The following is a 21,855-nucleotide window of genomic DNA, read 5'->3' on the forward strand; positions in this document are numbered from 1 at the left end:
GCAGGGCATCGCATACGCTGATTTTGGCAATTCGCTCTTGGTTCATACCCCCACCCCTACCCCTCCCCACAAGGGGGAGGGGACTAAACAGACGTTCTTTCGGCTGAAACCATCAAGTGTTGAGTGCTGGATGCGTTGCCGCAAAATCTCCCTCCCCCTTGTGGGGAGGGGTTGGGGGTGGGGGTAATCCCACATGCGGTTGCTTTCATCTGAACGCGGAAGGGACGACATCCGTGCGATCACCCTCCGCGGAAGGCAGGTTACCCTCCCTTCACATAGCCCATCGCCTCGACAATCAGGCCGTCGCGCACGCGCATCAGATTGACCCCACGGATCGAGCCGCCGTCATACCGGTAGCGCCAGCGGATCGTCCCTCGCTCGCCGGCGGCAAAAATCTCTTCGAGATCGAAACCGCCGGACCGGTCGCCGGCAATGCCTTGCCAGAGTTCCAGGCAGGCCTCGCGCCCGACATAACGGGCACCATCCGGCGCCGGCACGGTGTTTTCGATGGTGCAGTCCTCGGCGACGAGTTCGGGCAGGGCCGACGGGTCGTGGTTCTGGAAGGCATCGTTGAAGCGCTGCAGGATCGCAGCTGTCTTTTCCGACTGAGCGATGAAATCCTGGTTCATGATTCTTCTCCTCCTCTGAATGGTGGCGTCAGGCGGCCGCGGTCAGCCTTGCGGAAAGCCGGATGTCGGAGACGGCCAAAGCGCGCGACACCAGGCATGTGGCCTTGGCCGTCTCGGCGTGTGCGACGAAGGCCGCCGCATCGAGGCCGGGAACCGAGGCTTCCGTCTCGAGGTCGATGCGCGTGATGGTGGGGCCGGCTTCGGTAGCCCCGAGATGAACCCTGGCCGTGGTGCGGATGGTCTCAGCCGTGTGGCCGGCGCTGCCCAGAATGAAGGTGAGCGCCATCGAAAAGCAGCCGGCATGGGCGGCGGCGATCAGTTCTTCCGGATTGGTGCCGGGTCCGTCTTCGAAACGGGACGGAAAGGAATAGGCGCCTTCGAAGACGCCGCTGCCGAGGCTGAGCCTGCCCGAACCTTCCTTCAAAGTTCCGTGCCATTCTGCGTTGGCGTGGCGGATGGTCATGATTTTTCTCCTTGCTGGTTGTTTCAGACACCCCGGATGACGACTTTTCCGAAGACGTCACCCTGGTTGAAGTAGCGGTAGGCGCCGCGCGCGTCCGCGAAATCGAAGACGCGGTCGATGACCGGCCGCAGCCGGTGCGTGGCGATTGCCCCGTTCATCGCCTCGAGGCTGGCGCGGCTGCCGACGAAGATGCGGCTGATGGTGGCGAGGCTGCGCGCATAGGCTTGTCCCGGCAGGACGAGTTCCTGTTTTTGGCCCTGCGTGGTGATCAGCAGGACGATCCGGCCGTGGAGCGCGCAGGCCGCCAGCGACTGGCCGATCGTTTCCGGTCCCGTGGTCTCGACGACGAGGTCGGCGCCGTTGCCGCCGGTGAAATCGCGCACCGCGTCTGCCCATTGCGGGGTTTCCGCCGAGTCCACGACATGGTCGGCGCCGAGAGCGACGAGTTTCGCGACCTTGGCGGCGCGCGAGGTGACGGCGACGACGCGGCAGCCCATCAATTTTGCGAACTGCAGGGCGAACAGCGAAACGCCGCCGGTGCCGAGGACCAGCACGGTCTGGCCGGGCTGCACCGCATTCGGCCCAGTGAGCGCGCTCCAGGCGGTGACACCGGCGCAGGTCAGCGTCGCCGCTTCTTCCCAAGAGAGATGTTCCGGCACCCCGACGGCCCACTGTTCGTCGAGCACGGCGTATTCGCAAAGCATGCCGTCGAGCGTGCAGCCGAGCTGGTCGATCAGATCGATTGCGACACGGCCGTCGCGCCAGCGCGGAAAATAGCTGCCGGTAACGCGGTCGCCGACCTTGAACCGGGTTACCCGGCCGCCGATGGCGACGACCTCGCCGCTGCCGTCGCTGACAGGCACGATGCCCGGCTTCGACGGCAACGGATAGGTTCCAGCGAGGATCGCCGCGTCGCGGCGATTAAGCGAAGCAGCGCGGATGCGCACGACAATTTCCGTGGGTCGCGGGCGCGGCTCCGGCTCGTCGCGCAGAACGATGCCGTCGACGCTTCCGAGATTTTCCAGACGATAGGTTTGCACGGCGCTCTCTTATAATAAATAGACCGATCTACATATTATGTAGACCGATTGTCATATTTAGGTCAAGTCTGCTAAGAGAGATTCTTCTGACAGAGGACGCCATGGCCGCCGACACCCGCACCCGTATGCTCGACACCACCGCCAGATTGCTGCAGCAGCGCGGCTATCACGGCACCTCGCTCAACGACATCCTGGGCGAGAGCGGCGCGCCGCGCGGTTCGCTGTATTTCCATTTCCCGGGCGGCAAGGACCAGCTGGTGATTGAAGCGAGCCGTGCCGCGGTGGACAAGGTGACGAAACACCGGCGCGACGTGCTGGCAGCGGCGGCCACTCCGGCCGCGGCAGTGCGCGCCTTCGCCGACGGCATCGTGGTGCTGCTGCGCGAGACCGATTATCAGCTCGGCTGTCCGATCGCGCCGATCGTGCTCGACGGCACCAGCGACGTGGCCGATCTTGCCGATCTATGCCGGAGTACTTTCGAGGAATGGATCGGGTTGTTGCGGGGATCGTTCGAGGAGGCCGGCATCCCGGACAAGAGGGCGGAAGCCCTTGCGTTGCTCACTCAGTCTTCGTTCGAGGGGGCGCTGCTGATCGCCAGGGCCTATCGCGACGTTGCCCCGGTTGTCACCGTGGGCGGCGAGCTCGAGGCGATGGTCGCCGCGGCAACACCGCGCGCCGCCTGAAGCCGGAACATGCAAAAAAGCGCCGGTTGCCCGGCGCTTTCGCGGAAATTGCAGTCGATTTACTCGAGTACGCGTACGATGCGCCGGGTTTCCGGCTCGACCAGGACGGTACGGCCGTCGACGATCACATAACGATAGTTCATGTCGGGCTCGTCGATCGGGTAGAGTTCGACCGTCTCGGGCAAGACCGTTCCGTCGATGATCTCGACGCCCGGCGGCACTTCGATCGGATCGACGGGGTGCCTGACGACATATTCGCGAATGACCGTCTCCTGCTCGGGGACGATGACGACATCCTGCGCCGCGGCAACGCCGGCTCCGGCAAGCATAAGCCCCGCCACAGCGGCTGAAAGATAAATGCGCATGGCTATCTCCTTGAATTTCAGATGCAGCTAAACCCGCGAGGCTGGCGGACGTTCCGAGAAAAGGCAGGCATGCGCCTTCAAGGAATATTTCAGTGCGCGATGATGGAAGCTTGGGAGGGTAAGCACCGGATCGTCTGCAGACACAAAAAAGCGGCCCGAAAGCCGCTTCCTTGCCGAAAATATGGGAACACTCAGAGCGATTTCTTGATCTTCTCCTTGGCGTCGCCATAACCCTTCTGCACCTTGCCGGCGACCTTTTCGGCGGTGCCTTCGGCCTGTGTCCGCTTGTTGCCGGTCGCCTTGCCGGCGGCCTCCTTGACGGAGCCCTTCACCTGCTTGGCGACGCCCTTGACCTGATCCTTGTTCACCATGACCGCATCTCCTGTTGCGCTGACATTGCGCAGCACAACGGGCCGCGGGCGGTTCGGTTCCGGTCCGGAAATTGTTGGAAAATGCAGGCGCCAAGGCCCAAAACAAAAGCGCCTCTCGCACCTTTATGGAGTGCGGGAGGCGCCTTTTTGTCGAATGCTTTTCTTCTGGATTGCTCCGTCTGAAACGCTTTCAACAGGACAATAATGCGCTGCCGGCAAAAGGGTTCCGGCGGATGCGCATTTTTTTGACTTTTTTTCGAGAGGCCGTCAGGCCCAGCCCAGCAACTGGGCGGTCTGCCAACCGGCGAGCAGGACGATCAGTGTGCCGACTAGCCTGAGCAGCACCTTTTCCCTGAGACGCCGGACCATCAGGCCGGCGAGCGGTGCGGCGCAGACGCCGCCGACCACGAGACCGGCGACGGCAGCGAGGTTCTTTGTCAGGTCGCCGGCGTCTTCCCAGTGGCCTGTGAGCAGCGCGATCAGGAAGGTCAGCGACACGGATAGCGTGATCAGGAACTCGCTGGCGTTGACGGTGCCGATGACGAAGCGTGCCTGGCCGCCGGCGCCGAGCAGGCCGGTGGTGACGATCGGGCCCCAGCCGCCACCGCCGGCGGCATCGAGGAAGCCGCCGCCCAACCCAAGCGGCGCGACGATGGCCCGCGGAACCGGATTGCTGGGAATCTTGCGGAAGGAGCGGAACAGCAGCCACGCGCCGATCAGCGCCAGATAAGTGGTGACGACGGGTTTCATCACGCTGGCGTCGATGCCGGTCAGCACATAGGCGCCCAGGCAGCCGCCGATGATGCCGAACGGCGCCAGCCTCCAGAACAGCTTCCAGTCGATGTTGCGGTGGTAGAGATGGGCCGAGCCGGAGGCTGCGGTGGTGAACATTTCGGCGCCGTGGACGGCTGCCGACGCGTGGGCCGGCGGCACGCCGAACGCGAGCAGCGTGGTCGAGGAGATGACGCCGTAGGCCATGCCCAAAGCCCCGTCCACTGCCTGGGCGAGAAAGCCGACGACCGCGAAAAGTATGAATTCCTGCATTGTCGGTCCTCTCGCGCCGGTCGAACATAGCGTCGGCTAGCAACGCCGCCAACCCACAACCTGTTCCGAGATGGACGGATGCGTTTAATAGCCTTCGCCGGCGAGCGGGGGACCCTCGTAACGGGCACGCGGACGGATGAGGTTTCCGGTCTGGGATTGTTCGATGGCGTGCGCGGCCCAGCCGACGCTGCGGCCGAGCGCGAAAAGCCGGAACGGCGCGTCCGACGGCAGCCGGAAGGCGCGGGTGAGCGCTACCAGCGCAAAGTCGACGTCGGGCCGCCTGCCCGTCGCCGTGAACACCGCCTCCTGGAGACGTTGCACGGCCTCGTCGGTATCGATCGCCGCGAGCAGGGTCGTGGCGCGTGGGTCACCGTCCGGGTAGAGCGGATGGCCGAAGCCCGGCAGAGGCCGGTCGTGCGCAAGCCAGCGTTCGACCGCCCGCTCAGGCCCCAGCCGCGCGGCATCGTCCAGAAGCAGCACGATTGCATCCGCCGCACCGCAGTGGCGTGGACCGGAAAGCGCCGAGAGGCCGGCGAGCAGGCAGGCGGCCAGCGGCGCGCCGGTCGACGCGGCGACCCGGGTCGCAAAGGTCGAGGCATTCAGTTCGTGATCGGCAAGCAGGACCAGGGCGCGACGCATGGCATCCACGCCGGCGCCTTTCACCGACCAGCCTTTCGCCAGGCGCAAATGGATTGGTTCCGTGCCGGCGGCGGCGCCGAAACTGGCGGCGAGGGCGGCGATTGCCGCCGTCGCGTCGGCGTGGAGCCGCGCAGCACCTCGCCCCAGCGACGCCTGGCCGTTTGCCGCAAGCACGGCAAGAACCGAGAACGCCTCTGCCTTGCCGCCTTCACGCGGCGTTTCGTTCGATCGCGAAGCAAACCGTATCGGCTCCGGATGCGCCCACAGAACGCCGGCGGCTTCTTCGAGCGTGGCGCGTTCGGACAGCACGCAGGCATCCTCGCCGCGATAGACGAGCTTGCCATGGATGATCGTGGAAATCGTCGTGGCAATTGCCGGCTCGCCCCATGTCATCGCGCTTTCGGCAATTGCCGAGGGTCGTCGGCCGCGGGCGCGGCGCGTGGTCAGCTGGGCGATGTCGTCGGCGCGGTAAAGACTGCGGCGGGGGTCGGCCGGATCGGGCCGCATGCCGATGCGCCCGCGACTGACATAAGCATAAAGCGTCTGCGGCCGCACGCCGAGGTTCGCCAAAGCCTCGTCGCGGCTGATCCATGTCGACATATTGATTCTCTTGATCAAGATTGATCGATGTTTTCGTCACCTTTATCTACAGATCGATATCGGTCAAGGAGCGAAGTCGATGACGAATGGATTGGACGATGTGGTGGCGGCGGAGACGGTGCTCTCCGATGTCGACGGACTTGGCGGCAACCTGACCATCCGCGGCCATTCGCTGCCGGCTCTGGCCGGGCACTGGAATTATCCGGCCGTCGTCGCACTGCTGTTCGACGGGTTTTTCGAAAACCTGCCGGCGGACGAGGAACTGGGCGCAAGGATCGGCGAAGCCCGCGCCGAGGTGTTCCGGCGAATTGAGCCGGTGCTGCCCGCGCTGTCTTCGCTCGATGTCTACGGCGGCATGCGCGCCGGCATGGCGATCCTGCCGGACGGGGAAAGCCTGGACGATGCGCTGCGGCTGGTCGCGGCGCCCGCCGTGCTGACGCCGGCCCTGCTTCGCGCCCGGCGCGGCGAGCCGGCGATGGCGCCGGACGCCAACCTCGGTCATGCCGCCGATATGCTGCGCATGTTGACGGGCGCGCCCGCATCGCCGGCACTGGCGAAGGCGCTGGACACTTATCTGGTGACCGTTTGCGACCATGGCCTCAACGCCTCGACCTTCGCCACCCGGGTGGTCGCCTCGACGCAGGCCGGACTAACGTCCAGCGTGCTCGGGGGGCTCGGTGCGCTGAAGGGCCCGCTGCATGGCGGTGCGCCCGGCCCGGTGATCGAGATGCTGGACGCCATCGCCGCGCATGGCGACGCCGCGACATGGTTGCGCGACCAGCTTTCGCGCGGCGAGCGCATCATGGGATTCGGGCACCGCATCTACCGGGTGCGCGACCCGCGCGCCGATGTCCTGAAGTCGGTGGTCCGCCAGCTCGGTCGAAGCGGCGATGGCGCCGATCGCCTGGTTTTCGCCGAAATGGTGGAGAAGACGGCACTCGAGGTGCTGCGGGTCGCCAAGCCGTCCCGCTCGATCCAGACCAATGTCGAATTTTATACCGCGCTGCTGCTTGAGGCGGTCGGCTTCCCGGCCGAGGCATTCAGTTGCGTCTTCGCAACCGGCCGCGTGTCCGGCTGGGTTGCCCATGCGCGTGAACAGCAGATCAACGGCCGGTTGATGCGGCCTCAGTCGCGCTATGTCGGATCGATACCGGACAAGGTGGCCTGACCATCATCGGCTGGCGGAGTCCGGACGCCCGGTTCCGGCAGAAGGCCATCAGCGGTGAACTTTCGCGAAAAAGCAGGATAGCGCCATCCGCGTCACGCCCGCGAGCGCCTTTCGGTCTTCACCGGAGGTGCCGTTCCATTGTCGTTGCCGGTGAGCCGTTGAATCGAGTAGCCTAGCTTACTCGATTTCAGGAGACGACATGTCCACGGAGCATGTTGAGCGTCGGTTGGCAGCGATCTTGGCCGCGGACGTGGTCGGTTACAGCCGGCTGATGGGCGCCAACGAAGAGCAAACGCTCGGCGTCCTTCGCGAACACCGCCGCGAGTTCTTCGATCCAACCGTCGTCAAGCATGGCGGCCGCATCTTCAAGATGATGGGAGATGGCTTCCTGATCGAGTTCGGCAGTGTGCTCAACGCAGCCCGCTGCGCCATCGAGATCCAGCGTGGCATGCTGGAGCGCAACGCCGGCGTTCCCGAGGACCGGCACTTCAAGTTCCGCATGGGCATCAATCTCGGCGATGTCATCGTCGACGGCGATGACTTCCATGGCGATGGCGTGAATCTGGCGGTTCGGCTGCAAGGCCTCGCAACTCCAGGCGGCATCGCTTGTTCGGCGGCGGTGCGTCACGAGATCGGCAGCAAGCTGGATGTGGAGTTTGCCGACCAGGGCGACAAGACGGTGAAGAACGTAGCCCGTCCGGTGCGCGTCTATTTTGCCGATTGGGGCCAAATCGCTTCGGCTGGCGAATCCCAGAGTGCGACCATTCAGATACGGGCGCGTTCCGACAAGCCATCCCTGGCGGTCCTGCCTTTTGCCAATCTGAGCAACGATCCCGAACAGGAATTCTTCAGCGACGGCATTACCGAGGACATCATAACCGATCTGTCGAATGTGTCGGGTCTGTTCGTGCTCAGCCGCAATACGGTCTTTACCTACAAAGGCAAGGCACAGAATGTTGAGCGCGTGGCCCGGGAACTCGGTGTTGGCAACATCGTCGAAGGCAGCGTCCGCAAGTCCGGGAATCGGGTCCGCATCAACGCCGAATTGATCGAGGGAGCAACCGACGGCCATCTCTGGGCGGCCCGCTACGACCGGGAACTCATCGACATATTCGATGTGCAGGACGAGATCGCCAAGGCGATCGTGGGGCAGTTGAAGGTAAAACTCCTCCCGGAGGAGAAAAGAGCCATCGAGCAAGCCCCGACGGAGAATGTCGAAGCCTACACGCACTATCTGCGGGGGCGGGAATATTACCACATCGCGTCCAAGGCCAATCATCTGATGGCCAAGCAGAATTTCGCCAGAGCCATTGAACTCGACCCCAACTATGCCCGCGCGTATGCCGGCATAGCGGTTTGCGACTCGCGCTTGCGGTCACACTACGGCGTAGAGATTCCGCTCGAGGACATTCTGGTGAACACCAACAAGGCGTTGACGATCGATCCCAATCTCGCCGAAGCCTACGCCACCAAGGGCTTTGCGCTGGCGGTCGGCGATCGCCGCACCGAGGCGGTTGCCGCCTTCGAGCAGGCGCTCGTCCGCGATCCCGATTGCTACGAGGCGAACCGGTATTTCGCAGAGTTCTGCGTTACCGAAGGCCAGTTCGAGCTCGCGGCGCGGCATTTCATGCGCGCCCTGGAAATCAAACCCACGGATTGCGTCTCGCCGATCATGCTGGTGAACGTATTTCGCTCGCTCGGTCAGCAGGAACAGGCCCAAAGCTATGCGCGCATAGGCATTCGCAAGGCCGAGGAGGAGTTGAAGCTGCATCCGGAAAACGCCAACGTCGCCTGTCTCGGAGCGATCGTGCTGGCCTTTCTCGGCGAGCGCGACCAGGCGCTGGAATGGTTGGCGCATTCACTCGCCACCGATCCGAACGACATCAACATCCAGTATAATGCAGCCTGCACCTATTCGCAGCTTGGCGAGATAGAGCGGGCGATCGACGTGCTGGAAGCCTGGGTGCCGCAGGTTGGCGTAGAGATGAAGTTGTGGTTCGAGAACGATTCCGATCTCGACCCCATAAGAACTCATCCGCGCTACATCAATCTTGTCGAATTGTCGAATAATAGTTAGTTCTTAAATCGGTATAACTCTCGGTTGTAATACTACAATTGCAAAATAACCTGTCGCCATGAACTGTAGAATGTATTATATCGAAAATACATTTGCGGGGGGAGCTAGTGGGCACCCGATTCAGGCTTTTTGTTCAGCCTCCATTTGGGGATGCTAGTTCCGTCCCCGAAATCGTTACGGTTTCATCGCCGCAAGGGACTGTAGACGCCGGCCCGTCCGATGACCGCATGTTTGTCATCGAGCCTGTCGGCAAGAAATGGCCCTACGGCATGAATCGCGCGCCGCTCGGCACGCCGTTCATCTATCTGCCGCAGTGGAGCGGACCGCAACTTGCGCCCGCTGTGCAGGACGAAAACGGCGATTTCGACTATTTGACCCCTGATATGCCGGGTTTTGAAGCCGCGCACGCGTTCGGCTGCGTCCGCTTCACGCTCGACGTCTGGGAAAATTATCTCGGCCAGCCCCTCGAATGGCATTTCGGCGAGCGTTTCGAGAAGCTGGAAATCTCGATCCTGCCGCACTGGGACAACGCGCAGTACGGTTATGGCTTTCTCGAGATTGGAAGCCAGTTCGAGCCGGACGGGCGCGTGCTGCCCTTCACGCTCGATTTCGATGTTATCGCCCACGAAGTCGGCCACGCTATCATCTACAGCGTGCTCGGCGTGCCGAGAGCAGACGCCGAGTTTCCCGAATATGAGGGCTTTCAGGAGGCGTTTTCCGACTGTGTGTCGCTGATTGCCGCCATGCACTTCCCGTCTGTCATCGACCAGGTGCTCGAGGAGACGCGCGGCAACCTCTATCTGTCGAACCGCATCGCACGTTTCTCCGAATTTCCCGGCCAGCGCCAGATACGCACGGCCAACAATACCCGCACGATGGATGAGTTCGCCGATGGCTTCAAGAATGAGCACGACCTCTCCGAACCCCTGACCGGTGCCATTTTCGACATCCTGGCCGACATCTTCCACGAGAGCCTGCTCGAGCGCGGACTGATCTCGCCGGAAGTCGAGGAACTTGCCGAGATGGTCGAGTTCGGCGGTGCGGAGTCTGCGGAACTGCAGGACGCCTTCGACCGCGCCTATGCCGACGACAGCGGCGGCTTTGTCGAGGCGCTGGTCGACGCGCGCGACGTCGTCGGCGTCTATCTGACCGAGACGCTCTTCGGGCTCGATCCCGACTTCCTCGACTATGGCGACGTGGCCGAGACGATGCTCGCCGTCGACGGGCGCGAAACCGGCGGACGCTTCGCCGGCATCATCGGCCGCAATTTCGAACGTCGCGGCATCGGGATTTTGCATGCCGGCCCGCGCTTCGAAGCCAAGCGGCGCGACCGCCTGCCGTCGCGGCGCACGGTCCAGCCGCGCGACCGTTTAAGGCTCCCGCGGATGAGTTATCGCGAGAGCTATATGCTTCTGAGAAATCCGTAGGCGGCAGCGAATTACAGGGAGGTTTTTGACATGGCGAAGAATCCGCCAAGTGGGATCAGGGAAAGCATACTTAACGTATCAGCGATTTACCTGTTCGGCAGATTGGTGAGCGACCTGCTGGTGGTGGGAGAAAACGATCCGGACGACAACGTCAGGCCACCGCGCAAAGGCGCCAACAATTTCCTGAAAGACCAGCTTCGCAACAACACGGCCGGCCTGGCACGCATCTATGCATTCTCCTTCGAGGGCAGCCTCTATGAACTGACCCGGCCAAGCCTCTTCCTCGTGCATGGCGGCGGACAGGATCCGGATGCGCCTGGACCGGCTGGCGAGGACTTCAAGCGTCTGGCGCGGTCGCCCGGACGGATATCCAAAACAGGCCTCGGCCGCCAGTCCGGGTCCTTCTCGATGGACATGAAGGTGTGGGTCTACGACAAGGGCGACTTCTCGATGCGGCTTGACGTCGAGACCGGTACATTCGAGCACATACTGCTGGCTGCCGAACTGGATGAAGAGGCATGGTCGAGCGGTGGACGGTCGAGTGGCGGCCGCTCCAGCGGCGGCCGGTCGAGTGGTGGGCGCTCCAGCGGAGGGCGGTCCAGCGGCGTGATGGGAAGGTCCAGTGGCTGGATGCCGCGCCGCGGTGGTGACGAGTAACCCAGAGCTTGCAGGAGGCGATCATGGCAGAGAAACAGGCAGAAGACGGCTTGAAAGGCGATGCCAGCCGGAAACAGGCGCCGCGAAAAACACGGCCGGCGGCAAAGAAAAGGGCCCCGAAGATCAAGCCGTCCATACCGTTCGAACTGACGGGGACGAACGAAAACAGGTTCAGGATCGGGGACTCTGCCCGGGACGTAGTGCTGACCGGGAGCGGGCTCGACACGGAGGGACTGCGGGCTGTCATCGTCGACCTCCAACCCGGTGACGTGGTGTTGATCGAACAACCCGACCCGGACAGCGTCCTCCCCGACGAGTTTCCCATTACTGTCCAGGTGGTCGAGGCGGCGCGAGGCAAACGCCGCTTCGCGGTCACGAAAATCACTCTGGTGGGCAACCCGCCGATGCCAGTCACACTTACCAGCACGCTCGACGATCCAATCTGGTTTGAATGAACACGAGTGGAGCGCGGCAGCCTTGGACCTGCCGACGTCGCGCAACCGGTGTGCCGCAGCATCGGGGTGGAGTGAGGCCCGTCACCGCTCACCCTGGACAAAATCTTTCCCGCCGGAGGCACAATCCCGGTACGTTTTGCCCTTGGATTGCCTGCGCGTTTTGTGCAGGATCGCCATGTCCGGTATCATGCCGGACACGTTCTCAGGGCGGGGTGAAATTCCCCACCGGCGGTAAGGGCGGTTGCCCAAGCCCGCGAGCGCCTTCCCGGCCTGCCGGTAAGGGTCAGCAGATTCGGTGAGATTCCGAGGCCGACGGTATAGTCCGGATGGAAGAGAACGGGATGGTGGCAAGCGGGCCGGCGACGGCCTGGATGCGGCCGTTTCGGCGCCCTGATTCTGGTTGACGAGAACAGGAGCTAGCCATGAATCAGATACTGATCAATAAACTCGAACCCGCCAGGGTCGCCTTCATCCAGGCGCGCTGGCATGCGGACATCGTCGACGAGGCCCGCAAGGGATTTCTGTCGGCGCTCGAGGAAACTGGCATGAAAGTCGACGTGTTCGACGTGCCGGGAGCATTCGAGATCCCGCTGCTGGCCAAGAAGTTCGCCAGGGAAGGCAGCCATGCCGCGATCGTCGGCGCGGCCTTTGTCGTCGACGGCGGCATCTACCGGCACGATTTCGTGGCCGGCACGGTGGTTTCCGCGCTGATGCAGGTGCAACTGGAAACCGGGGTGCCGGTGCTTTCGGTCGTGCTGACGCCGCACAATTTCCAGGAGACAGAAGCGCATCGCGCCTTCTTCCTGCGCCACTTCGATCTCAAGGGCCGGGAAGCGGCAAGCGCCTGCAGCCAGGTTCTTGCGATGTACGGCAAGGTGGCGTGAAAAGCGGGCGATTGTCGTGATGCGCCGACGGCGCTAGCTTCGTCTTCGTGGACAGGATTCTTCACGAGGACGGAGAGCCGGATGAACATCACGACGATTGCCTACTGGGTCAGCACCGCGCTGGTTTCGTTGCTCTATCTCGCGAGCGTCAGCTTCTATCTTTCGGATATCGCGGGCACCGAAGCCGCGATCGTGGGCTTCGGGTTTCCGGCCTACATCGTCTGGGTGCTGATCGTGGTGAAGCCGCTCGGCGTGCTGGCGATCCTGCTGCGCAAGCCGGTGTGGCTCGCGGAACTCGCCTATGCCGGGATGTTCTTTCACCTGCTCTTGGCGGCGTCCGCCCATATCAATGCCGGCGACGGCGGCTATCCGCCGGCGCTGATCGGCCTTGCCCTGTTGCTGGTGTCGTTCTTCACGCAGAACGCGGCAAGAGCGGTTCCGTCGGCGGTGGTGGCCGAGATTCGCGGCGCCTAGCTGATCGGTGGACGACGCATGGACGGGTGTGGCTGGGTTCCGCCTTTTAGTCGTCCGTGTCGAAGTCGGTCATGAGGCCGTCGACCGCGAACTCGGCATCGAATTCGCGCCCGTCGGAAAGGCGGCCTTCGATCTCGATTCGTCCAGCACTCTCGAATTCGATTTTCTCCAGCCTGGCGTCGGCAGGCCATGATTTGTTTTCGGCGACCGGGGCCGGGATAAGGCTTTTGATCGCGGTGACGGGAAAAAGGCCGTTCCCGCGCGCTTCGATTTCCTTGATGACGCCATTGCGATCGAGATCGATTTTTACCTGGGAGCCATCCGGGAGAGTGCCCAGAACGTTGCGGCCGTATTCGGCGCGGGGCTTCTCATGGATTTGAATGTCGGTCACACCAAGGTCGGTGACCGACTGCGGCAAGTCTTGAGCGGCAGCACTGCCAAGGGTGACGAGACATGCGGCTACGGTAACGATCGTTTTCATGGGCACTCGACTTCACCTTCTATCTGACCCTCCCGCCGGCAACTCTAGGCTGTGTGGATCGATTTGAGCAAGATGAGGCCGGCGGCAACTGCGACGAAGGATACGTGTCTTGCTGAAGTGCGGGCGATGCGCTTGAAAGCTTGAGTTTGCCGATGGCATGCTCGATGCGGGCGCGGTCCTATGGAGCACCGTTGTGAGGGAGGCGGGTTGTCCAAACGGATTGCTCGCAACGAAAAAGGGCGGCATTGCTGCCGCCCTTTCCGTATGCATTGCCTGAGAAACTGGCGTGGCTGGATCAGAAATCCATGCCGCCCATGCCGCCCATGCCGCCGCCGCCCATGCCGCCAGGCATGCCGCCGCCAGCCGACTCCTTCTTCGGAGCCTCGGCGATCATGGCTTCGGTGGTGACCAACAGGCCGGCGACCGAAGCCGCGTCCTGCAGGGCCGTGCGGACGACCTTCATCGGGTCGACGATGCCCATGGCGATCATGTCGCCATACTCACCGGTCTGGGCGTTGAAGCCGTAGGTCACGCCCTTGTTGTCGAGGATCTTGCCGGCAACGATCGATGCTTCCGCACCGGCGTTGGCGGCGATCTGACGGGCCGGAGCCTGCAGTGCGCGGCGCACGATGTTGATGCCTGCCTGCTGGTCCGAGTTCGCACCGGTCGCCTTGATGGCGAGCGAAGCGCGCAGCAGCGCGACGCCGCCGCCGGCCACGATGCCTTCTTCGACGGCCGCGCGGGTCGCGTTGAGAGCGTCGTCGACGCGGTCCTTCTTTTCCTTGACTTCGACTTCAGTCGCACCGCCGACGCGGATGACGGCAACACCGCCGGCCAGCTTGGCCAGACGCTCCTGCAGCTTCTCCTTGTCGTAGTCCGAGGTGGTCTCCTCGATCTGCTGCTTGATCTGGGCGACGCGGCCCTGGATCTCGGCCTTCTTGCCGGCGCCGTCGACGATGGTGGTGTTCTCCTTGGAGATCTGCACCTTCTTGGCGCGGCCCAGCATGTTGAGGCCGACGTTCTCGAGCTTGATGCCGAGGTCTTCCGAGATGACCTGACCGCCGGTCAGGATCGCGATGTCCTCGAGCATGGCCTTGCGGCGGTCGCCGAAGCCCGGAGCCTTGACGGCGGCGATCTTCAGGCCGCCGCGCAGCTTGTTGACGACGAGCGTGGCCAGAGCCTCGCCTTCGACGTCTTCCGAGATGATGACGAGCGGCTTGGAGGTCTGCACGACAGCCTCGAGCACCGGCAGCATCGCCTGCAGGTTGGAGAGCTTCTTCTCGTGCAGCAGGATGTAGGCGTCTTCCAGGTCAGCAACCATCTTGTCGGGGTTGGTGACGAAGTAGGGGCTGAGGTAGCCGCGGTCGAACTGCATGCCTTCAACGACTTCGAGTTCGGTCTCGGCGGTCTTGGCTTCCTCGACGGTGATGACACCCTCGTTGCCGACCTTCTGCATCGCCTTGGCGATCATTTCGCCGATTTCGGTCTCGCCGTTGGCGGAGATGGTGCCAACCTGTGCGACTTCCTCGGAGGTCTTGATCTTCTTGGTGTTCTTGTTGAGGTACGCGACGACCTCGGTCACGGCGAGATCGATGCCGCGCTTCAGGTCCATCGGGTTCATGCCGGCAGCAACCGCCTTATGGCCTTCCTGGACGATCGACTGGGCGAGAACCGTCGCGGTCGTGGTGCCGTCGCCGGCGATGTCATTGGTCTTCGAAGCGACTTCGCGGACCATCTGTGCGCCCATGTTCTCGAACTTGTCCTCAAGCTCGATTTCCTTGGCGACGGTGACGCCGTCCTTGGTGATGCGCGGGGCGCCGAACGACTTGTCGATGACGACGTTGCGGCCCTTGGGGCCGAGCGTGACCTTCACCGCGTCGGCGAGAATGTTGACGCCGCGCAGCATACGCTCGCGGGCATCACGGGAGAATTTTACGTCTTTAGCAGCCATTTTTTGCTCCTGGGTCTTTTGACCCGAAATTCAGTTGGATGGTGCGGGTGAATTTCTCGAAATCAGCCGATGATGCCCATGATGTCGGATTCCTTCATGATCAGAAGGTCTTCGCCATTGAGCTTCACTTCGGTGCCGGACCACTTGCCGAACAGGACGCGGTCGCCTGCCTTGACGTCGAGCGGCACGAGCTTGCCGGCCTCATCGCGGGCGCCGGAGCCGACGGCGATGATCTCGCCTTCCTGCGGCTTTTCCTTCGCGGTGTCGGGGATGATGATCCCGCCCTTGGTCTTTTCTTCGGATTCGACCCGGCGTACGACCACACGGTCATGAAGCGGGCGGAACTTCGACTTTGCCATTTTTGGTATCCTCGATTGGGATGTTGAGAAGGTTCCTCCGTCCGGCAGGCCGGACATCCGATTAGCACTCACATTTGAGGAGTGCTAATCGTGGCGGTGAGATAGGCGCTCGAATTTTGAGAGTCAAGGAAAAGCCCGAGGCGAAGCGAAAGATTCTACGGCCGAGGCGTCTCAGGGGCTGGGCAGAGTGTCCGCGCGTTGAGCAATCCCCAGCCAAAGACCGGATCCTTGCCGGGATCGCCGAGATCTTCCGCCGATTTCGCCAGCGCATCGTGGATTTCGGAAACCGAATTCTTCCCCGACGATTTCGCCAGTGCCGCGGCGGCGGTGACGAAAGGTGCGGCAAAGGACGTGCCGGTCTTCGGCCGGGCGCCGCTGATCGAGGCGGCGGTCCACACATCGACGCCAGGGGCGGCAAGGTCGATATGCTCGCCCTGCCCGGCCCGACGATAGGCCTGCTTGCGGCGGTCGACAGCCGTGACCGCGAAGACCTCTGGATAGGCGGCGGGAAAGACCGGCTCGGCTTTCGGCCCCTTGTTGCCGACGGCTGCAACCAGCACCGTTTCGGCGCCGACCCTGCGCACCAGTTTCTCGAGCGCGGCATTGGCCGGACCCGCAAGGCTCATGTTGACGACATCGACCTTGCGTCCGGCGAGCAGGTCGAGGGCGCGGATGAGATCGTAGGCATCGGCGCGGTCGTCCTGGCGGGCGCCGCGGTGAAAGGCGTCGACCGCGATCAGTTTCGCGGCGGGCAGAAGGCCGGGCGTGGTACTCGATAAGTCGCCCACCAGCAGCGCAGCGACAGCCGTGCCGTGCTGGCGGCCGGATTCGGGCAATTCTTCGTTGCTCAGCCTGAGAACTTCGACCCGGTTCCCGGTAAAGGCCGCATGATCGGCGTTGATCGCCGTGTCGATGAGGCCGATGGTCGGCGTGCCGGCGCACACGGGGATGCTTTCGCCGGACGGCCATGCGACGAGGCCGCGTGCCGGACAGCGCGTGCCGGTGCAGGCGACAGTATCCTGGCCGGGCCGGAAGTAGTGGTTGAAGTCGGCGGTAGCTTCTGGCGCGGCCGTGCGAACCTGGTCGCGCGCTGCGTCGATGTTTGTGCCGGACGGAATGCGCAGCTTGACGATATCCGAACCGGCAAAGGGCAAGCTCTCGCGCTCGACCACCGTGAAGCCGCTGGCCGTCAGCGTTGCCGCCTGTTCGATCGTCAGGCCGACTGCGATGATCTCGTCCGCTGCGCGGGAAGGCGGCGGTGGCTGCGGCGCGGCGGGACGGCGCACCGTCGCCCGTCTTTGCTGCTGGCGCGGCAGGAAACGCCTCTGCAGCCCGCGCAGGAAATTGCCGCTTCCGGGTCGCCGCGGCCCGACCGAACGATCGCTGCCGCGACCCGAAGCGCTGCTGCGGCCGCCGCCGCCGTCATCTCCGTCGTCGTCTCCGCCATCATCGTCGTCCTGCGCATAGGCGCCTTTGGCGCCTGCCAGTTCCGACGCTATCCAGCTATCGCTGACGGGAAGCCCGCCGGAGAGCACGATGGCGAGCAGGAACCGCCGCAGCGCTTTCGGTCCAGCCATTGAAAGCCAAGTGCGCATTCTTCCCTTCCGGAATTCGGTCAGTTCAAACGGGTAGAGCCCCGGTGTGACCCGACAATGAATATTGTTTTTGCGAAACGGGCCGGAATGAGCATTATTCCCGCCGAAATGAAATCGGGCAACAGCATGATCGACAGGACCGACCGCGTCGAGGACCAACTGGTCGCCTTCCTGCCCAATCTGCGCCGGTTCGCGATATCGCTTTGCGGGTCGCGCGACGTTGCCGACGATCTCGTCCAGGCTGCCTGCGAGCGCGCGCTGGCCAGTGCCGAGCGCTTCGAGCCCGGCACCCGTTTCGACGCTTGGATGTTCCGCATCCTGCGCAATCTCTGGATCGATGTCGTGCGCAGGCGAAAAACGGCAGGCGTGCAGGAAGACATCTCCGAGCGCGAGGACATCGCCGGTGTTTCCGGTGAGCGGGAGGTCGAGGCGAGGATGACGCTCAGGAGCGTCGGCGAGGCGATAACGGAATTGCCGGACGAGCAGCGCGAGGTGCTGCTGCTCGTCTGCATCGAGGAGCTTTCCTACCGGGAAACCGCGGATGTGCTCGATATCCCGATCGGCACGGTGATGAGCAGGCTGGCGCGGGCGAGGAAAAATCTGGCGCTTTCCGCCGGAATAACACCGGCTCCCGCACGTTCTGGGGTCATGAAAGGCATCGAAAAATGACCAAGCCGGATTTCTCCGACGAAATCCTGATGAGTTTTGCCGACGGCGAACTCGACGCCGAGACTTCGGCGGCGATCGAACAGGCGATGGAGAGCGACGACGAACTCGTCGCCCGCGTCGCGCTGTTCATGGAAACGCGCGCCGCGGCGCAGACCGCGCTGAAGCCGCTGCTCGATGAACCGGTGCCCGGCCATCTGGTTGCGGCGGTCGAGCGCATGGTCGAGGAGAAAAGGGCGCAGACCGCCGAGCCGGCGAATGTCGTGCCCCTGCGCCAAGCCGGGCCACGGCTCGCGATCACCCGGTGGACGTTGCCGCTTGCTGCCTCGGTTGCCGCCGTCATCGGCGGCATTGGCGGGTATTTGCTAGCGCTGCCAGGTGCCGCCGAACAAAACAGCCTGCATGTCGCCGGCATCAACAGTCCGGCACTCGGTCAGGCGCTGGCGACGGTCGTTTCCGGCCAGGAAACGGAGTTATCGGATTCGAACCAGCGGTTCCGTGCCATCGCGACCTTCCGTGACAGCACCGGCGCGCTATGCCGCGAGTTCGAGGTGGATTCGCCCGATCGTTCGACGGTGATTTCCGTCGCCTGCCGTTCGGCCGATGCATGGCGGGTCAGCTTTGCGGTGGTCGCGCCCGGTACCGATACCGGTTATGCGCCGGCCTCGTCGACCGAAGCGCTCGACGCCTATCTTTCGGCGATCGATGCCCAGCCGCCCTTGGAAACCGGCGAAGAGGCAGCCGCGCTGCGCGCCATCGGCCAGACAAAATAAGCCCGAATACGTGTGCCTTTTCGCGGGCATGGAATAAGACGCAGCATCGCCCGTTACTCCGCCGGACCGAACGCAGGTCCGATACATCAAGGAGTAGCAGCAATGAAAAAGTCCAACATGTTCACCTCCGCCCTGGTCGCCGGTATCGCGGCGGTTGCCAGCACCGCTGCGGAAGCCAAGCAGCATTCGGGACCGGCAATCGACATCGAGCGGCAGTCCAACACGGCGACCAGCCGCAATGATGGGTCGATCATCGTCGCCGGCAACAGCTCGTCCAACTCTTCGAGCAATTCCAGCTCCAATTCGTCCAGCAATTCGAGCTCGAATTCGTCATCGAACAGTTCGTCGAACTCCTCGAGCAACTCGAGCTCGAATTCCTCTTCGAACAGCTCTTCGAATTCGAATTCGAACAGCTCGGACCGCCCGCGCGGTGGCTGGCGGTGGAAGCGCTGAACATTCATGCGGCAAAGAAAAACGGGGGCCCAATTGGCCCCCGTTTTTTGTGTGATCCGTTTTCTCTATCGCGCAGCGCGCGCCCATTTCCGGTACCAGCCTTCGCCAGCGATGGTGTTGCGGTGGACGGTTTCGCGCTCCATGGCCTCGCCGTCGCGCTCGGCGCGGATTTCCGCCTTCATCGACAGGCTGTCTCGGCGGAACGGAATGACCTGCACCAGCGGCGTGCCTTTCTCGATGACGTAGAGGCCGTCCGGCGCCGTGGCGAAGAACGGGAAATGGATGTGCGCGGCATAGGTGTCGGTATCGACGACGCCGGCAACGCACTCGAACGGCTGCCCGGGGCGGTTGAGCGGCGGCACGAACAGGCAGCTCCAGCCCGGCGGCGTGCGGATCGTCCAGTGATTGTGGAACTTGCAGGGCGGGCTGGGTTCCTTCGGATTTCCCGCAACCTGATGCGGACCATGGTTGCTGACCATGACCCGGTCGAACTCCCAGCCGGCATCGACGATGCTGCCGCCTTCCTTGATGTCGAGGCGAACGGTTGCCGCAAGCGGCAGGATCCAGCCCGCCGTCATCGCATCGAGGAAGGGCATGCAGCGCTTGACGGTGAGGCCGTTGTTGGTCGTCGACAACTGAGTTTTGTCGACCGGCGGCAGTTTGCGGAACCAGTCCGGCAGGATGGTCTTGGCCGGCACCGGCGGCGCGATGACGCCGCTGTCCTCCGGCCGGCAAAGAAAACGAATGGAAGCTGGGCTTTTCTGGAAGTGAAACATCGGGATCTCCGTGGCAAGGCTGCGGGAAGAACGGGGCAGTGCGGCTGTTATTCCGGCGGCTTCGACGGGCGGGTGAGACGACTTGCGTGGTGCGACAGAATGGCAGCGATCACGACGCCGTGATGGACCGTTCAACTCTTGAACGGTAAGCATGCTTATAATATATGCCGCTTATGAATTTAGACGGCACCGAAAAACTGGGTTTTCTCATCCACGATGCGGCCAGGCTGATGCGCAAGCGTTTCGAGACGGTTGGCGCGGCACATGGCCTTTCGGCAGCACAATGGCGCCTGATGGTGCGCCTCGTGAAGGAAGAGGGACAGACACAGGCACGCCTGGCCGACTTGCTCGAGATCGAGCCGATCAGCGTTTCGCGCCTGCTCGACCGCATGGAGGAAAGCGGGTGGGTGGAGCGCCGCCAGGATGCTACCGACCGCCGCGTCAGGATGATCTTTCCGACCGAGAAGAGCCGCAAGACATTCCAGTCGGTGAAGGGTGTCGCCGGAGAGGTGTTCGAACAGGCCATGGCGGGACTCTCCCAGGAGCAGCGCCGGGCAACGATCCATGGCCTCGGAACGATCGTGGAAAATCTCTCGGCCGCCGAGGCTGCGGCTGAAACTGAATTAAGTGCATCAAAAGGTTCTGCAGCATGAACGCCGTGTCAAAAATGGACAAGAACGACCCCGACGTGAAGGTGCTCGAACAGGCGCCTCCGCTCGCGCTGGCGCCTGTTCAGACTCCGGAAATCCTGCCCGCGCCGAAGAAGCGCCGCGGCGGCCGCTTTTTCATCATGGCGGCGCTGCCGCTGGCCCTGATCGCCGGCGGCGCCTATGTCTGGGTGACCGGCGGGCGCTATCAGGAAACCGAAAACGCCAATCTCCGCCAGGCCAAGGTGTCGATCACCTCGGAAGCTGCCGGCCGCATCACCAATGTCTCGGTCCACGACAATGCGACCGTGAAGGCGGGCGATGTGCTCTTCACCGTCGACGCGGAACCGTACCGGATCGCCCTGGCGCAGTCCGAAGCGTCGCTGGCCGGCGCCAGGCTCAATGTCGAGCAGTTGCGTGCCGCCTACAGCCAGGCGGTGGCGCAGGAACGGGTCACCAGCGGTGAACTCGACTATGCCCAGGCGCAATTCGACCGCGCCACCGAACTTGCGAAGAAGGGCATCAACGCGAAATCCTCGCTCGACGAGGCGCGGCGCGATCTCGACAAGGCGCAGGAGGAGCGCACGGCTGCCCAGCAGGGCATCGTCAGCGCCCGCGCCGCCCTTGGCGGCGATCCCGATATCCAGACCGACAAGCACCCGGCCGTGTTGCAGGCGCTCGCCGCGCGCGACAAGGCGGCCTACGACCTGGCGCAGACGACCGTCCGCGCGCCGGCCGACGGCATCGTCTCGCAGGCTTCGTCGCTGAAGACCGGCCAGTTCGTGGCCGCCGGGGCGCCGATGTTTTCGCTGGTCGAAACCGGCGATACCTGGGTCGAGGCGAATTTCAAGGAAACCCAGCTCACCAACATGAAGCCCGGCCAGGTCGCCGAGATCGAACTCGACACCTATCCGGGCCGGCCGTTCCACGCGATCGTCGACAGCATCGGCGCCGGCACCGGCGCGGAATTCTCGCTGTTGCCGGCGCAGAACGCCACCGGCAACTGGGTGAAGGTCACCCAGCGCATTCCCGTCCGCCTCAAGGTCCACGAACCCGATGCGCAGGTCGCGCTGCGCACCGGCATGAGTGCGTCGGTCACCGTCGATACCGGCGTCAGCCGGGGCTGGAGCAGCATCTTCGGCAAGGCGCACGCTGCCGAGTAAACGCTTTACATCGCA

General features: G+C 63.3%; 25 protein-coding genes and 1 riboswitch. Of the genes, 12 read left to right on the forward strand and 13 right to left on the reverse strand.

Annotated features, from left to right (window positions below):
• Positions 1 to 260: 260 nt before the first annotated feature.
• From OHD58_RS20315 to OHD58_RS20325, 3 genes are read right to left on the reverse strand one after another with little or no spacing between them, the layout of a single operon-like run.
• Positions 261 to 629, reverse strand: a complete 369-nt coding sequence (locus OHD58_RS20315; protein WP_263805209.1) for a nuclear transport factor 2 family protein — start codon at positions 627 to 629, stop codon at positions 261 to 263.
• Between the two features lie 28 nt (positions 630 to 657).
• Complete coding sequence (locus tag OHD58_RS20320; protein WP_263805210.1) at positions 658 to 1,092, reverse strand: OsmC family protein; 435 nt, start codon at positions 1,090 to 1,092, stop codon at positions 658 to 660.
• A 23-nt stretch (positions 1,093 to 1,115) separates the two neighbouring features.
• On the reverse strand, positions 1,116 to 2,132 hold the full coding sequence (locus OHD58_RS20325) for a zinc-dependent alcohol dehydrogenase family protein (RefSeq protein ID WP_263805211.1): 1,017 nt from the start codon (positions 2,130 to 2,132) through the stop codon (positions 1,116 to 1,118).
• 101 nt (positions 2,133 to 2,233) lie between these two features.
• Here OHD58_RS20325 and OHD58_RS20330 point away from each other — a divergent pair, with 101 nt between their 5' ends.
• Positions 2,234 to 2,815 (forward strand): TetR/AcrR family transcriptional regulator, encoded by a 582-nt coding sequence (locus OHD58_RS20330; RefSeq protein WP_263805212.1) that lies wholly within the window; start codon positions 2,234 to 2,236, stop codon positions 2,813 to 2,815.
• Positions 2,816 to 2,874: 59 nt separating this feature from the next.
• Here OHD58_RS20330 and OHD58_RS20335 read toward each other — a convergent pair whose 3' ends face one another.
• From OHD58_RS20335 to OHD58_RS20350, 4 genes are all read right to left on the reverse strand, one after another.
• Positions 2,875 to 3,180, reverse strand: coding sequence for a DUF1236 domain-containing protein (locus OHD58_RS20335; protein ID WP_263805213.1), 306 nt, complete (start codon positions 3,178 to 3,180; stop codon positions 2,875 to 2,877).
• 191 nt (positions 3,181 to 3,371) lie between these two features.
• A complete protein-coding gene (locus OHD58_RS20340) occupies positions 3,372 to 3,551 on the reverse strand; it encodes a CsbD family protein (protein ID WP_263805214.1) in 180 nt (59 codons plus the stop codon).
• 267 nt (positions 3,552 to 3,818) lie between these two features.
• Positions 3,819 to 4,595, reverse strand: coding sequence for a sulfite exporter TauE/SafE family protein (locus tag OHD58_RS20345; RefSeq protein WP_263805215.1), 777 nt, complete (start codon positions 4,593 to 4,595; stop codon positions 3,819 to 3,821).
• An 84-nt stretch (positions 4,596 to 4,679) separates the two neighbouring features.
• Positions 4,680 to 5,834, reverse strand: coding sequence for a citrate synthase (locus tag OHD58_RS20350; protein WP_263805216.1), 1,155 nt, complete (start codon positions 5,832 to 5,834; stop codon positions 4,680 to 4,682).
• Between the two features lie 79 nt (positions 5,835 to 5,913).
• Between OHD58_RS20350 and OHD58_RS20355 the strand changes: the two genes are divergently transcribed.
• The 7 genes from OHD58_RS20355 (at position 5,914) to OHD58_RS20385 (ending at position 12,976) form a co-directional block, all read left to right on the forward strand.
• Positions 5,914 to 7,002: a citrate synthase/methylcitrate synthase gene (locus OHD58_RS20355; protein WP_263805217.1), complete on the forward strand. Its 1,089-nt coding sequence runs from the start codon at positions 5,914 to 5,916 to the stop codon at positions 7,000 to 7,002.
• Positions 7,003 to 7,201: 199 nt separating this feature from the next.
• On the forward strand, positions 7,202 to 9,079 hold the full coding sequence (locus OHD58_RS20360) for an adenylate/guanylate cyclase domain-containing protein (protein WP_263805218.1): 1,878 nt from the start codon (positions 7,202 to 7,204) through the stop codon (positions 9,077 to 9,079).
• A 107-nt stretch (positions 9,080 to 9,186) separates the two neighbouring features.
• Positions 9,187 to 10,506: a hypothetical protein gene (locus OHD58_RS20365; protein ID WP_263805219.1), complete on the forward strand. Its 1,320-nt coding sequence runs from the start codon at positions 9,187 to 9,189 to the stop codon at positions 10,504 to 10,506.
• A 30-nt stretch (positions 10,507 to 10,536) separates the two neighbouring features.
• Positions 10,537 to 11,163 carry a hypothetical protein gene (locus OHD58_RS20370; RefSeq protein WP_263805220.1) on the forward strand — a complete coding sequence of 209 codons (627 nt, stop codon included), beginning with the start codon at positions 10,537 to 10,539 and terminating at the stop codon, positions 11,161 to 11,163.
• 23 nt (positions 11,164 to 11,186) lie between these two features.
• Complete coding sequence (locus OHD58_RS20375) at positions 11,187 to 11,618, forward strand: hypothetical protein (protein WP_263805221.1); 432 nt, start codon at positions 11,187 to 11,189, stop codon at positions 11,616 to 11,618.
• Between the two features lie 194 nt (positions 11,619 to 11,812).
• A riboswitch (FMN riboswitch) is annotated at positions 11,813 to 11,960 on the forward strand.
• A gap of 80 nt (positions 11,961 to 12,040) precedes the next feature.
• The gene (locus tag OHD58_RS20380) at positions 12,041 to 12,502 is read left to right on the forward strand and encodes a 6,7-dimethyl-8-ribityllumazine synthase (protein ID WP_263805222.1); all 462 of its coding nucleotides are present in this window, start codon (positions 12,041 to 12,043) and stop codon (positions 12,500 to 12,502) included.
• A gap of 81 nt (positions 12,503 to 12,583) precedes the next feature.
• Complete coding sequence (locus OHD58_RS20385; protein ID WP_263805223.1) at positions 12,584 to 12,976, forward strand: DoxX family protein; 393 nt, start codon at positions 12,584 to 12,586, stop codon at positions 12,974 to 12,976.
• 46 nt (positions 12,977 to 13,022) lie between these two features.
• On the opposite strand, the gene OHD58_RS20390 is transcribed toward OHD58_RS20385, so the two are convergent.
• The 4 genes from OHD58_RS20390 to OHD58_RS20405 all read right to left on the reverse strand — a co-directional run bounded on the left by OHD58_RS20390 (position 13,023) and on the right by OHD58_RS20405 (position 17,362).
• Positions 13,023 to 13,457 (reverse strand): hypothetical protein, encoded by a 435-nt coding sequence (locus OHD58_RS20390; protein ID WP_263805225.1) that lies wholly within the window; start codon positions 13,455 to 13,457, stop codon positions 13,023 to 13,025.
• A gap of 295 nt (positions 13,458 to 13,752) precedes the next feature.
• The gene (gene groL, locus OHD58_RS20395; protein ID WP_263805226.1) at positions 13,753 to 15,408 is read right to left on the reverse strand and encodes a chaperonin GroEL; all 1,656 of its coding nucleotides are present in this window, start codon (positions 15,406 to 15,408) and stop codon (positions 13,753 to 13,755) included.
• Between the two features lie 62 nt (positions 15,409 to 15,470).
• Positions 15,471 to 15,767 carry a co-chaperone GroES gene (gene groES, locus OHD58_RS20400; RefSeq protein WP_149761169.1) on the reverse strand — a complete coding sequence of 99 codons (297 nt, stop codon included), beginning with the start codon at positions 15,765 to 15,767 and terminating at the stop codon, positions 15,471 to 15,473.
• A gap of 155 nt (positions 15,768 to 15,922) precedes the next feature.
• Complete coding sequence (locus OHD58_RS20405) at positions 15,923 to 17,362, reverse strand: S8 family serine peptidase (RefSeq protein ID WP_263805227.1); 1,440 nt, start codon at positions 17,360 to 17,362, stop codon at positions 15,923 to 15,925.
• A gap of 126 nt (positions 17,363 to 17,488) precedes the next feature.
• Here OHD58_RS20405 and OHD58_RS20410 point away from each other — a divergent pair, with 126 nt between their 5' ends.
• The gene (locus OHD58_RS20410) at positions 17,489 to 18,031 is read left to right on the forward strand and encodes an RNA polymerase sigma factor (RefSeq protein WP_263805367.1); all 543 of its coding nucleotides are present in this window, start codon (positions 17,489 to 17,491) and stop codon (positions 18,029 to 18,031) included.
• Positions 18,028 to 18,801: an anti-sigma factor family protein gene (locus OHD58_RS20415; RefSeq protein WP_263805228.1), complete on the forward strand. Its 774-nt coding sequence runs from the start codon at positions 18,028 to 18,030 to the stop codon at positions 18,799 to 18,801. The genes OHD58_RS20410 and OHD58_RS20415 overlap by 4 nt, the downstream gene beginning before the upstream one ends.
• 86 nt (positions 18,802 to 18,887) lie before the next feature.
• Here OHD58_RS20415 and OHD58_RS20420 read toward each other — a convergent pair whose 3' ends face one another.
• Both OHD58_RS20420 and OHD58_RS20425 read right to left on the reverse strand, forming a co-directional pair.
• Positions 18,888 to 19,262 carry a hypothetical protein gene (locus OHD58_RS20420; RefSeq protein WP_263805229.1) on the reverse strand — a complete coding sequence of 125 codons (375 nt, stop codon included), beginning with the start codon at positions 19,260 to 19,262 and terminating at the stop codon, positions 18,888 to 18,890.
• Between the two features lie 57 nt (positions 19,263 to 19,319).
• Positions 19,320 to 20,030 carry a DUF6065 family protein gene (locus tag OHD58_RS20425; RefSeq protein WP_263805231.1) on the reverse strand — a complete coding sequence of 237 codons (711 nt, stop codon included), beginning with the start codon at positions 20,028 to 20,030 and terminating at the stop codon, positions 19,320 to 19,322.
• 173 nt (positions 20,031 to 20,203) lie between these two features.
• Here OHD58_RS20425 and OHD58_RS20430 point away from each other — a divergent pair, with 173 nt between their 5' ends.
• Positions 20,204 to 20,683, forward strand: a complete 480-nt coding sequence (locus OHD58_RS20430) for a MarR family winged helix-turn-helix transcriptional regulator (RefSeq protein ID WP_412177260.1) — start codon at positions 20,204 to 20,206, stop codon at positions 20,681 to 20,683.
• On the forward strand, positions 20,680 to 21,840 hold the full coding sequence (locus OHD58_RS20435; protein WP_263805235.1) for an HlyD family secretion protein: 1,161 nt from the start codon (positions 20,680 to 20,682) through the stop codon (positions 21,838 to 21,840). The genes OHD58_RS20430 and OHD58_RS20435 overlap by 4 nt, the downstream gene beginning before the upstream one ends.
• The last annotated feature ends 15 nt before the right edge of the window (positions 21,841 to 21,855 follow it).

Origin of the sequence: Mesorhizobium sp. ZC-5, from assembly GCF_025753855.1 — a bacterium.
Classification (GTDB): domain Bacteria; phylum Pseudomonadota; class Alphaproteobacteria; order Rhizobiales; family Rhizobiaceae; genus Neomesorhizobium.